The sequence below is a fragment of the Natranaeroarchaeum aerophilus genome, from assembly GCF_023638055.1.
Taxonomy (GTDB): Archaea; Halobacteriota; Halobacteria; order Halobacteriales; family Natronoarchaeaceae; genus Natranaeroarchaeum; species Natranaeroarchaeum aerophilum.
The window spans coordinates 1-12,234 of the sequence record NZ_JAKRVY010000007.1 but is presented as its reverse complement, the minus strand read 5'-3'; the positions used below and the strand labels follow the sequence as shown (position 1 = coordinate 12,234).

At 61.1% G+C, this 12,234-nt stretch carries 7 protein-coding genes; 5 read left to right on the top strand and 2 right to left on the bottom strand.

From position 1 onward, the window contains the following. The first annotated feature begins 55 nt into the window (after window positions 1-55). Together AArcSt11_RS11985 and gltB are read left to right on the top strand one after the other, a co-directional pair. Window positions 56-1,288 carry a DUF4397 domain-containing protein gene (locus AArcSt11_RS11985; RefSeq protein WP_250597354.1) on the top strand — a complete coding sequence of 411 codons (1,233 nt, stop codon included), beginning with the start codon at window positions 56-58 and terminating at the stop codon, window positions 1,286-1,288. A 182-nt stretch (window positions 1,289-1,470) separates the two neighbouring features. After that, window positions 1,471-6,003 carry a glutamate synthase large subunit gene (gltB, locus tag AArcSt11_RS11980; RefSeq protein WP_250597352.1) on the top strand — a complete coding sequence of 1,511 codons (4,533 nt, stop codon included), beginning with the start codon at window positions 1,471-1,473 and terminating at the stop codon, window positions 6,001-6,003. Here the strand turns inward: gltB and AArcSt11_RS11975 are convergent. After that, complete coding sequence (locus AArcSt11_RS11975) at window positions 6,000-6,641, bottom strand: helix-turn-helix domain-containing protein (RefSeq protein WP_250597351.1); 642 nt, start codon at window positions 6,639-6,641, stop codon at window positions 6,000-6,002. The two genes, gltB and AArcSt11_RS11975, sit on opposite strands and share 4 nt — an antisense overlap. A 235-nt stretch (window positions 6,642-6,876) precedes the next feature. Here AArcSt11_RS11975 and AArcSt11_RS11970 point away from each other — a divergent pair, with 235 nt between their 5' ends. Next, window positions 6,877-7,884 carry an NAD-dependent epimerase/dehydratase family protein gene (locus tag AArcSt11_RS11970; RefSeq protein WP_250597349.1) on the top strand — a complete coding sequence of 336 codons (1,008 nt, stop codon included), beginning with the start codon at window positions 6,877-6,879 and terminating at the stop codon, window positions 7,882-7,884. Window positions 7,885-8,189: 305 nt separating this feature from the next. Here the strand turns inward: AArcSt11_RS11970 and AArcSt11_RS11965 are convergent, their stop codons facing one another. Further along, complete coding sequence (locus AArcSt11_RS11965; RefSeq protein ID WP_250597348.1) at window positions 8,190-9,707, bottom strand: outer membrane protein assembly factor BamB family protein; 1,518 nt, start codon at window positions 9,705-9,707, stop codon at window positions 8,190-8,192. 587 nt (window positions 9,708-10,294) lie between these two features. Between AArcSt11_RS11965 and AArcSt11_RS11960 the strand changes: the two genes are divergently transcribed. Both AArcSt11_RS11960 and AArcSt11_RS11955 read left to right on the top strand, forming a co-directional pair. Continuing rightward, a complete protein-coding gene (locus AArcSt11_RS11960; protein WP_250597347.1) occupies window positions 10,295-11,353 on the top strand; it encodes an NAD(P)-dependent glycerol-1-phosphate dehydrogenase in 1,059 nt (352 codons plus the stop codon). Between the two features lie 22 nt (window positions 11,354-11,375). Then, on the top strand, window positions 11,376-11,528 hold the full coding sequence (locus AArcSt11_RS11955) for a hypothetical protein (protein WP_250597346.1): 153 nt from the start codon (window positions 11,376-11,378) through the stop codon (window positions 11,526-11,528). Window positions 11,529-12,234 lie beyond the last annotated feature (706 nt).

Below are 12,234 nucleotides of genomic sequence, written 5' to 3'. Positions count from 1 at the left end.
CGGCGCGGTCAAACCTTTGGATGCAGTCATGTCGACACCCATAACACGACGAACAGTGCTCGCAGGCACCGGCGCGGCGGCACTGCTATCGGCGACCGGCGTATCGCTCGCAGACGAACATGAGGACGACGAGGACAACGACCTTGACGAGGATGATCCGATGTTCGCTGCGGTAAACACGGTTCATGCCTCACCCGATGCACCGGAGGTTGATGTGTACGTAAACGGCGCTCGCGTTCTCGAAAGCGTCGCGTTCCGCGACATCAGCGATTACCTGGTCCTGCTCGAGGGGGAGTATCAGGTGCAGGTCGTCCCCGTCGAGAACAACGGTGTCGATGACGAGAATGACAACGGAGTCGGTGAGGACGACAACGGTGTCGGCGAGGACGAGGATGACAACGGCTTCAGTGACAACGACGAGGAAGACGACGATGTCGGGATGGACGACGAGGAAGACGACGATGTCGGGATGGACGATGACGAAACCGATGTCGATGTCGATGAAGAGGCCGTCATCGACGAGCAGATCGACGTTGCCGCTGGCGTCGCAACCGCCGCGGTCGTCGGGGAAGTTGATGAAGGGGCCGAACAGGAGCTCGAACTTCTCGTGCTCGACGTCGATATCGACGACCTGAATGACGACGAGAGCCGGGTTCGCGCGGTCCACGCCTCACCCGATGCACCGGAGGTCGACATTGTCGCCGACGATGACCCCCTCGTCGAGGGGCTCGGGTTTGGCGACTTCGAGACCTTCGATGTCGAGGCGGGCGAGTACTCCCTCGAAGTTCGTGAAGCGGGCGAGGACGAGTCGGTTGCGGACTTCGACGTGACACTGGACGCGGGTGTCGCCTACTCGGCGTTTGCCGTCGGCTACCTCGAGGACGAGGACGACGACAACGGAATCGGCGACAACGATGAAGACGACGACAACGGCTTCGGTGACAACAACGACAACGACACTGGTGACGACGCCGATACAGGCTTTGACCTGTTGCTAAACATCGACGCTCTCACTCCTCAAGCGGAGATCGAGGAGATGCCCGAGGAGGACGACAACGGCATCGAAGACGAGGACGACAACGGCATCGGTGACGAAGAGGACGATAACGGAATCGATGACGAAGAGGACGACAACGGCATCGGTGACGAAGACGACGACAACGGCATCGGTGACGACGATGATGACAACGGCGTTGGTGATGACGATGATGACAACGGCGTTGGTGATGACGATGAAGACGACGACAACGGGATCTTTGACGACGACGAAGACGACGACGGGATCTGAGACCTCATCGCGGACTCGGTCATTCTTTTGAGCGTCGGTTCACCGCCCGTATCATGGTGCCCCCTCACAATGGATGGTATTAACCATGTAGATAAAACACCTAATATAGCCTTCTATGTGATTATAAAACCATTAGTCATTCAGGAGTAGCGTCTTATGGGAGCGGATAACTAGTACCGCTAATGTCTGAGCAACGTGAATCGATTACGGACCGCTCGCGGGGACTCGCCGACCCCACTGACGAGCGGTCCAACTGCGGTGTAGGTGTCGTCATGGATCTCGACGACGGGAATTCACACGATGTCGTCGCTGACGGCGTCGAACTGCTGGAGAATCTCGAACATCGAGGGACGACCGGTGCTGAAGAGAATACTGGAGATGGGGCAGGCGTGATGCTTCAGACGCCCCGGAAATTCTTTTCCGAGGTCGTCGACGCCGAACTGCCCGACAGGTACGCGGTCGGTTCGGTCTTCTTGCCGAAGGACGACGACGCGCAGTCAGCCCTGAAAACGTTCGTCGAGAGCGAACTCGCCGAGTACGACCTCGATGTCGTCCACTGGCGCTCCGTGCCAACGGACAACAGCGACATCGGCAAGACGGCACTCGACTCCGAGCCAGCAACGTGGCAGTGTTTCGTCACCCCGTCGACCGATATCACGGACGAGACGTTCGATTCGAGGCTCTACGCCGCCCGACGCCGACTCGAAAACCGTGTCGAAGCGGAATCGCCCGACGGGAGCGACCGATTTTACGTCTGCTCGCTCGACCGACAGACACTCGTCTACAAAGGACTGCTCAAGGGCGATCAGGTGGGCGAGTACTTCCCCGATCTGCACGACGAACGCGTTGAATCGACCTTTGCGATGGTTCACGCCCGGTTCTCTACGAATACGCTCGGTGCGTGGCATCTCGCACACCCCTACCGGAACATCATCCACAACGGCGAGTTCAACACCATTCAGGGCAACATCAACTGGATGCGCGCCCGCGAAACCGACCTCGAAAGTGATCGGCTGGGCGAGGAGATCGAGACGCTCAAGCCGATCATCAACGATCCCGAACAGTCGGACACGGCAAGCGTCGACAACGCGCTCGAACTCCTGCTCGAAGACGGGCGGGATCTCCCCCACGCGCTCCGGATGCTGGTGCCCGAGGCCTGGCGCGGCGACGAGAGCATGAGTCAGGGCCGCAAGGACTGGTACGATTTCCACGCCTCGCTGGTCGAGCCGTGGGACGGTCCGGCGCTGGTCTGTGCCACTGACGGCGAGCGAGTCGGCGCAGTACTCGACCGCAACGGCCTGCGTCCGTGCCGGTACGACGTGACGACCGACAATACGCTGATCATGGCCAGCGAGGCCGGGGCGCTCGAACCCGACTTCGGCAACATCGAAGAGCGTGGGCGACTCCAGCCTGGTCAGCTGTTCCTCGCCGACCCTGCAGAGGGTCGCGTCATCCCGGACGACGAGGTCTTCGACGACCTCACCGACGAGAAGTACGGCGAATGGGTCGACGACCAGCAGGTCCACATCGGCGATATCGCCGACCTCGACGATCTGGTTCCCCGAAACGATATCGAGGAGCTGCGATCCCAGCAGGCGACCCAGGGCTACAGCCACGACGAACTGGAGAACATGATCGAGCCGATGATGAAAGACGGCAAAGATCCCGTCGGCTCGATGGGCGATGACACGCCGCTGTCCGTCCTCTCGGATTACAACCGCCCCCTCTTCTCTTACTTCAAACAGCTGTTCGCGCAGGTGACGAACCCACCGCTGGACTACATCCGCGAGGAGCTCGTCACGAGCCTCGAAAGCCGGATCGGCCACCAGCGCAACCTGCTCGAGGAGTCGCCTGCACACGCACGACAACTGGTCGTCGACTCGCCGATCCTCACCGATGCCGAGACGGCAGCAATCAAGGAAAGCGACCGGGAGGGACTGTCGACGGCTGTCGTCGATATCACCTACGAGCGTGGGACCGACCTACGCGAGGCCGTCGAGGACGTCCGGGCGGAGGCCGAAGCCGCGATCGAGGCTGGCAACGAGATCCTCGTCCTCTCGGATCGCTCGACCGGTCCCGATCGGGTACCGATCCCGGCACTGCTGGCGACCGGTGCGGTCCATCACCACCTCGTACGGAACGGCCTGCGCAACCACGCCGGACTCGTCGTCGAGTCCGCCGGGCCGCGGCAGGTCCATCACTTCGCGACGCTGATCGGCTACGGCGCGGACGCGGTCGATCCCTACCTCGCCTACCGCACCATCGACGACATCGTGGCGGGTGAGGACGGCGCGGATATCGCCGAGGCTGTTGACGCCTACGTCGGTGCCGTCGAGGACGGCCTGCTGAAGACGATGGCGAAGATGGGTATCTCGACCGTCGAAAGCTACCAGGGTGCACAGATTTTCGAGGCCGTCGGGCTCGATTCGGATTTTGTCGCCGAGTACTTCGAGGGTACCGAAGCCCGTACCGAGGGGATCGGCATCGAGGAGATCGAACTGGATCTGACCGACCGACACAAAAACGCCTGGGACGAGGAGCCCAAAATCGACCGCTACGGCGAGTTCGAGCACCGCTCGAACGGGATCCACCACCAGTGGAACCCCGATACGGTCGGCAAGCTGCAACAATCCGTCCGCTCGGGCGATTACGAGCGCTACAGGGAGTTCGCCGCCGAGATCAACGAACAACAGGAAACCTTACAGACCCTTCGGGGCCTGATCGAATTCGAGACCGACGAACGCGAATCGATCCCCGTCGAGAACGTCGAGCCGGTCCACGAGATCGTCCAGCGATTCTCGACGGCGGCGATGAGCCTCGGCTCGCTCTCGCCGGAAGCCCACGAGAACAACTCGATCGCCATGAACCGGCTCGGCGGGAAGAGCAACTCGGGCGAGGGCGGCGAGCCGCCAGAACGCTTTGGCACCGAAAAGGAGTGCAACGTCAAACAGGTCGCCTCGGGTCGCTTCGGCGTTACCTCACATTACCTCTCGGAGGCCGACGAACTGCAGATCAAGATGGCGCAGGGCTCGAAACCCGGCGAGGGAGGTCACCTCCCCGGCATGAAGGTCAACGAGATGATCGCTCACGTTCGCTATGCGACCCCCGGCGTCGGTCTCATCTCGCCGCCGCCGCTGCACGATATCTACTCGATCGAGGATCTCAAACAGCTGATCCACGACCTCAAGGCGTCGAGTCCGGACGCCGACATCAATGTCAAACTCGTCTCGGAGGCGGGGATCGGCACCATCGCGGCGGGCGTCGCCAAGGCCAACGCCGACGTGGTCCACATCTCGGGTCACTCCGGCGGGACCGGCGCGAGCCCCCGTACCTCGATCAAGAACGCGGGCCTGCCGTGGGAGCTCGGCCTCGCCGAAGCCAATCAGATGCTGGTCGAGACTGACCTCCGGGACCGAATCCGCGTGAGCGCGGACGGCGGAATGAAGACCGGCCGTGACGTGGCCGTCGCAGCGCTGCTCGGTGCCGAGGAGTACATCTTCGGGACCGCCTCGCTCGTCACCTCGGGCTGTGTAATGGCCCGGCAGTGTCACAAGAACACCTGTCCGGTCGGCGTCGCCACCCAGCGCGAGGAGCTTCGGAACCGGTTCCCGGGAGAACCCGAGAACGTCATCAACTACATGACGTTTATCGCCCAGGAACTGCGCGAGATCATGGCCGAACTCGGCTTCGAGACCGTCGACGAGATGATCGGCCGCGTCGATATGCTCGACCAGCGCACGGATGTCGACCACCCCAAGGCCAAGAAGGTCGATCTCTCGGAGGTGCTCGTCGAGCCGAACGGCGACCAGCGCCGGAAGACCCGCGAGCAGACCCACGAGGTCGACGAACAGCTCGATCACGACCTGATCGAGGCCGCCGAGCCAGCCCTCGAAACGGGTGAACCGGTCGCTCTCGAAACCGAGATCTCGAACGCCGACCGCGCGGTCGGCGCGACGCTCTCGAACGCCGTCTCGACGGAATACGGCGGCGAAGGGCTGCCCGAGGATACGATCGACATCGACCTGCACGGCACCGCCGGACAGAGCTTCGGGGCCTTCCTCGCGGACGGCGTCTCGATGCGATTGACCGGGAGCGCAAACGACTACGTTGGCAAAGGGCTCTCCGGTGGTAAACTCGTCGTCTCGACGCCCCCAGACGCGGGGTACGATCCAAGTGAAAACATCGCGATCGGCAACGTCGCCCTCTACGGCGCGACGCAGGGCGAACTGTACGTCAACGGGACAGCTGGCGAACGCTTCGCGGTCCGGAACTCCGGTGTCAAAGCCGTCGTCGAAGGGGTCGGCGACCACGGCTGTGAGTACATGACCGGCGGTGTCGTTGCCGTACTCGGCGACACCGGCCGGAACTTTGCGGCTGGCATGTCCGGGGGAATCGCCTACGTGCTCGACGAGGACGGCGAGTTCCCCGAGTCGGTCAACCGTGGGATGGTCTCGGTCAAGACTGAACTGGAGGATGCGGACATCCCGATGCTCCGTCGCCTGATCGAAAACCACGCCGCCTACACGGACAGCGAAAAGGCGGAGTGGGTACTCGAAAACTGGGACGATCTGCTCGATTCGTTCGTCAAGATCATGCCCGACGCATACGCACGGGTGCTCGAAGACGGTGCCGACGACGTTCGTGAGACCCTCCCGTCCAGCGCGACGCCGGAAGCAAGCGCCGCGACCAGTGGGCTGGCGTCGAGCGACGACTAGCGCTCTTCGAGCGTATTTTCGATCAGCGTCACCATCCCCCGACGCAACCGTTCGGACGCCGACTGGCTTGAGACGCCGAGTTCATCGCCGACACCGGACAGCGACGTCTCACGTGGAATCGAGAAGTAGCCACACTCGGCCGCGGTAACGAGTGCCTCGCGCTGGCCGGACGTGAGTCCGTAGGAGTTGTCGGGGGGGTGACGTTCCTGATCGTAGATCGCGTGGACGTCCACTGTGAGCCCCACGGCTTCACACCGGTCACACCACTCGTTTAGCGCGCCACGGTCCGGGAACCGAATCCGCCCGTTCCAGCCATCTCCCTCTGTACGCGCGTCGAGCACCATTCCGTCGAGTTCGACGACCGCATGATAGGCTTCGACACCTGGAAGGTCATCCTGATAGATCACCCGGTAATATCGGCTGTCGTCGGTTTCGATAACTCGTTTCGGTTCCCTGACTGTGGGATCGGAGTCGAGTCCGTCCTCGAACGCCCCGAAGTCCCCCCCTCTGGCCCAGAAGAACTTCCGTAGCGAGACAGTGTCGGTCGAACTCATGTGGTCCATCTCCACTCTCATCCCCGACGCCCCCGTGAGTGCCGCCTGTAACGTAGAAACATCAAACGAAAACTCAACGATCATACAAACAACATGACAGCCGTATGTATAACAATGTTGGTGTTTATTTCACCGTCAAAACCACGGGGACGTACCCCGTGTTAAGGCCATGTCAGAGCCTGCGGGGTTCGGACCGCCTGAACCCGTGCAGTAGTAATGTTTATCGCCATTACCTAAAACAACAGGGCCTGAATATACAACCAGTCCATCTCATCCGGCCCTTCGGCAGTGTTTTGTTTTCCGCGTCAAAGCCATAGACATGGACGATCACGTACTCGTTATCGGCGGGACGCGTTTTATCGGGCGACACACAGTCGAGGAGTTTCTGGCACACGACTACGAGGTGACGGTGTTCAACCGCGGGACCCACGAGAACCCGTTTGCCGATACCGAAGCCGTATCCCACCAGCAGGGCGACAGAACCGACGACGCCGATCTCGCGGAGGCCGCGGCGCTCGATCCGGACGTCGTGATCGACTGTGTGGCGTACAAACCACGCGAGGTCCGGACGGCGACACGCGTGTTCGACGATGTCGACGCGTACGTGTATATTTCCAGCGGCTCGGCCTACGGCGACGAGGATATTCCAAAGCGGGAGGGCGAAACCCGGCTCTGTGAGTGTACCGACGAGCAGGCGGTCGACGACTCCCCTGCGAGCTACGGCCCGCGAAAGGCCGAAGGTGATCGCGCCGTGTTTGCCGCCGCAGAACGGGGCGTCAACGCGATGAGCGTCCGGCCCTGCATCGTCTACGGCCCCCACGACTACACCGCCCGGACCGACTACTGGATCGACCGCGTGCTCAATCACGACCGCGTACTCGTACCGGGCGACGGCTCGAACGTCTGGCATCGCGTCTCCGTCTCGGCGGTCGCCGAGGCCCTCCGCGTCGTCGCCGAGGAGGGCGAGCCGGGCGAGGCGTACAACGTCGGCGACCGCCGGATGCTCACGCTCGGCGAGACGGTCGAGCTGATCTCGGAGACGCTGGCCGAGGCCGGCGTGGACGAGGCTGACGTCGAGGTCGTTACCGCGGGCGAGCGCGAACTGGCCAGTGCCGGGATCGGGATGGAGGAGTTCCCGCTGTACCGATCCTATCCGCACGTCCTCTCAACGGCGAAACTCGCCGCTCTGGGCTGGGATCCGATCAGCGTGGAAGAGGGGTACCGGCGTGCAGTCGAGGACCACCTCGACAGCGATCGTACGGGCCGGGAGAACGGGCCGGACAGAGCCGATACGGAGCGGGTGCTTGCCGTGCTCGATACGCTATGAGATGCTGGATTCCCTGAAGTGGTTCAGACTCGAATTCGGCGTACGTCGTCAATTGATGATAAACAACGGCACAGTATGTGCCGGATCATATGAGTACGGCGTCGAGGATGAGTTTCTCACAGCACATCCGCCTCGGCTATCCCCGAATCGGACAGTCGAATCAACCGGCTAAGGGCGATTTGACAGATCTCGTCGCCGAATTCGAACAAAGACACCAGAGATCCCTTGCGGATCCGTGGTGAGATTTCGAGTTTCGTTGGAGAACTGACCCTAGAGTACGCGCTGTTTGCGTGCTGCTACCGTCGTTATTCGGTCTTGTTGGAGGGCCCGTCCGTGCCCGTGTCTCGCCGTGACGTCAGGTACCCGGCGGTACCGACGCTCACAAGCCCGCCGATGATTCCAAATCCGGGCGAACCGTCGTCAGATTGCGTTTCTGACGGCCTGTTCGCATCGGATTGGTCGACATCGTCGTCACCAGTATCACTCTCCTCGCTATCGAGTTCGTTGGCCTCGTCGTCCGTCTCCTCGCCCGACCCGCCGTCCGCTTCGTCATCTGCATCGGCGGTTCCGAGCATCTGACCGTTCCACCCGCCATGGTGGCCCAGCGTTCCGGTGTTCGCCCGCGACCCCGCACTGGATCCGCTCTCGGGATTCTCGACGAACGTGCCGGTCGAGAGGTTGCTTTCCGAGTCCATGTCGACCGTCCAGATCTCGTCTCCTGTCTCACTGTCGAGCGCGTAGTATCGTGTCGTTCCCTCGTTTCTGAAACTGTAGACGCCGATGTAGACGATCCCATCCGCGGTAGTCGGTGACGCGTTGATCCGGCCGCTCGTCTCCACTGCCCACTTTTCGGTGCCGTCTTCGGGGTCGATAGCAATCACTTTCCCGAAGTCTCCGTCGTCGGCCCCGACGTAGATCGTGTCGTCGTCCAGCGTCGGATCGCCATGGAGATTCGTCATCTGCCCGTAGTTCCACAGCACCTCACCGGACTCCGCGTCGAGCGCGAACAAGCTACCTGCTGAGGTGCCGTGGTAGAGGACATCGTCGTACACGAGTGGTTCCGTCTGGATAGACCAAGTGTGCTCGCTGCGCCACAATACCTCACCGGACTCCGCGTCGAGTGCACCCAACCAGCCGTCGAACCCACCACCGCCCGCTACGAACACGGTCCCGTCGGCGACCGTCGCCGATGTCTGGACGTAACCTAAGTCCTCGACTTGCCACTCAACGTCGCCCGTCGCCGCATCGAGCGCGTAGAAGTTGTGATCCCGGTCGCCGATATAGACGGATCCGTCGACCACCGTGGGTGCGACTACGAACGTATCGTTACCATCGAACGTCCACTGAAGCGACCCGGACTCAGCGTCGAGGGCATACACACCCGGTTCGTCGCTACTCCCGCCTCTGCAACTGACGTACACCATCCCGTCGGCGATTGTCGGTGGTGAGTCGACTCCCCCGGTGGTCCCGTCGAACGACCACAGTTCAGTGCCTGTCACTGCGTCGACGGCGTGGACGGTGGCAGGTGCTTCATCGTTCTTCTTCGACCCGAAGTACACTGTTCCGTCCACGACGATCGGTGCGGAGTCGGATCGGCTGTTGATACTGTACGTCCACTCGTTCTCCCCGGTTACCGCGTCCAGCGCGTGGAGCGTTGCCGATCCCTCAGCTGTATCTCCTCCAAACTGTTTGGAGAGAACGTATACAGTCGGATCGGTGGTCGCGCCTGTTGACGCGGTGACCATTGACGGGATTGCGGTAGCAACGACTCCAGCACCGATTCCCTGTAAAATATCTCGACGATCCACTATTGTCTCTGTCATTCTAGTATCGATAGTAGTGTCGATAACAAATAATAATACTTCTGGAAGAATCTCAAGGTGAGTGGATGTGTGTGAATACTTTGACCCAGTGGGTGACTAATTTCTAGAAGCCGTCATGAGAGACCGATATAAAAGAGGCCCATTTATTATGTGAGAGGTCGGCTTTTCTTGGTCGTTTTCCCACCACTGTCACTCGCAATTGTCAAACAGTGATCGACCCCAGATCGGAGGGGTGCGATAGCTTGCGTCACCACTGGTGCCGGTAGCGTACCCCCCGTCTGATCACCCCACAAGTCGAAATTCGCCGCTCTAAACTGGCTCCCGATCAGCGTCGAGGAGGGATACCGGCGCGCAGTCGCGAATCACCTCGACAGCGACCGCACTGGCAGGGAGAACGGCCCCGACAGAGCCGATACCGAGCGGGTGCTTGCCGTGCTCGATACGCTGTAACACCTCACTATCTTTACTTCATTCTTCGAAGCGAATTACTACAGTTTTCGAAGTAAGCGCGGACCGACCCGTGTGCCGGGATCGTACGGTTCGGTTCCGGAGAAACCCCTTTCACGCTGGCGTGAGAGCGTTCGGATATGTTCGACAAATCGACGTGGATCCGCCTGCCCCGGAACGTCCTCGTCGGCCACGGCGTCCTCGACCAGACCGCAGAGGCCATCGAGGAGCTTCACCTGCGCGGCCAGCCGCTGATCGTCACCAGTCCGACGCCGTACGAACTCGCCGGCGACCGGATCGAATCCCAGTTCGCCTCGTGGGACGAGGAGCCCGCGGTCGTCGTCGTTGAGGAAGCCAGTTTCGCAGCGATCGAACGAGTGATCCAGCGCGCCCGCGATGTCGATCCGGGCTTTTTGATCGGCCTGGGCGGCGGGAAAGCCATCGACATCGCCAAGATGGCCAGCGACGACGTCGGGCGCGGGTTCGTCTCGGTGCCGACCGTCGCCAGCCACGACGGCATCGTCAGCAATCGGGGGTCGGTGCCCGAGGAGGGGACGCGCCACAGCGTCGCCGCGGAGCCGCCGCTGGCGGTCGTCGCCGACACCGAGATTCTGGCAAACGCCCCCTGGGAGCTGACGACCGCCGGCTGTGCGGACATCATCAGTAACTACACCGCCGTGATGGACTGGCGGCTCGCCTACCGGCTCAAGAACGCGCCCTACTCGCAGTACGCCGCCGCGCTCTCGGAGATGACCGCCGAGATGCTGGTGGGCAACGCCGATTCGATCCGCCCCAGCCTCGAAGAGTCCTCGTGGATCGTCGTCAAAGCCCTGGTCTCCTCGGGCGTCGCCATGAGCATCGCCGGCTCTTCGCGCCCCGCCAGCGGCGCGGAACACCTCTTTTCCCACCAGCTCGATCGGATCGCGCCCGGCCGCGCGAGTCACGGCCATCAGGTCGGGGTCGGCTCGATCATGACCGCCTACCTGCACGGCGGCGAGAACGGCCTCTGGCGTGAGATTCGGAACGCGCTGGCGAGCATCGATGCGCCGACGACTGCCGCGGAACTCGACCTCGACGACGAGGAGGTGATCGAGGCGCTGACGACCGCTCACGAGATTCGCGATCGGTATACGATCCTCGGCGACGGCATCGACGAGACGGCCGCACGGGAAGTGGCTCGGCAGACCGACGTGATCTGAGAGATGGAGTCGCCACGAACAGGTGGCGAGGGTTCACGGCGAGTTCTTTCAGGCGGTCGTGAATCACCCGTACTACACGGACGCTGGCGGGCACGTCCGCGAGGAGATGGACAGCGTGCTCACCGACAAAGCCGAGTTCGCCTCGGCTGATATTCAGCGGTCGATGAACTACTAGATTGCCGAGCAACTGGACGCCGAGGACAAGGGTGAACACACGCTTGTGGACGCCTACGAGCACGGTATCGGCCAGCCTGAGACCGTTCGCGACTCACTCTCAGTAGATCTAGGGGGACTGGGCGATCAAGCAGCAGAGGTATTTTTGCGAACACAAATATTCTTTTTTAATATCTATTTTCAGCAGTCGAAATTCTTATAATGTAGGCATCTAACCGAATGTATATGGTATCTAACGGTAATGGCCATAAGTCACGTCGAGCTATTTTAAAAACAGTTGGCGGAGCTGGTTTCGCGACGATGCCTCTCTCAACGGTTAGTGCCAGTACTGATGACACCGTTGAGATTGTTACTGGCGCTCGCCGAGGTGAGCCGACGACAACCAGAACTGTCCCTCAAGAATGGTATAACAACGTTATGGCGGCGCGAGAGGCCCAATCTCAACTACTATCAAATATTGGGTCTGATGAAACATTAAGGACTGAGGTGGCCGGGGCGCGCGAAAGTGAGCCCAATGGTGAAACTTTCCCATTATCGGTCAGACGAACATCCGCCAAGGAAACAGTTGATGAACTCCACAAACGGAAACTTGAGGTTCCAGCAGACGAACGCCGACAGGTACGAAAACGGCTTCCGGAACGAATTGGAGAGATTGGCTCTGGTGAATCGCCATACGTAGCTTAATTTGGGTGGGTGACGCTCCGTTT

Coding starts and splice junctions, on each gene's coding strand:
- gltB (WP_250597352.1), top strand. CDS start 1,471: ATGTCTGAGCAACGTGAATCGATTACGGACCGCTCGCGGGGACTCGCC.
- AArcSt11_RS11975 (WP_250597351.1), bottom strand. CDS start 6,641: ATGATCGTTGAGTTTTCGTTTGATGTTTCTACGTTACAGGCGGCACTC.
- AArcSt11_RS11970 (WP_250597349.1), top strand. CDS start 6,877: ATGGACGATCACGTACTCGTTATCGGCGGGACGCGTTTTATCGGGCGA.
- AArcSt11_RS11965 (WP_250597348.1), bottom strand. CDS start 9,707: ATGACAGAGACAATAGTGGATCGTCGAGATATTTTACAGGGAATCGGT.
- AArcSt11_RS11960 (WP_250597347.1), top strand. CDS start 10,295: ATGTTCGACAAATCGACGTGGATCCGCCTGCCCCGGAACGTCCTCGTC.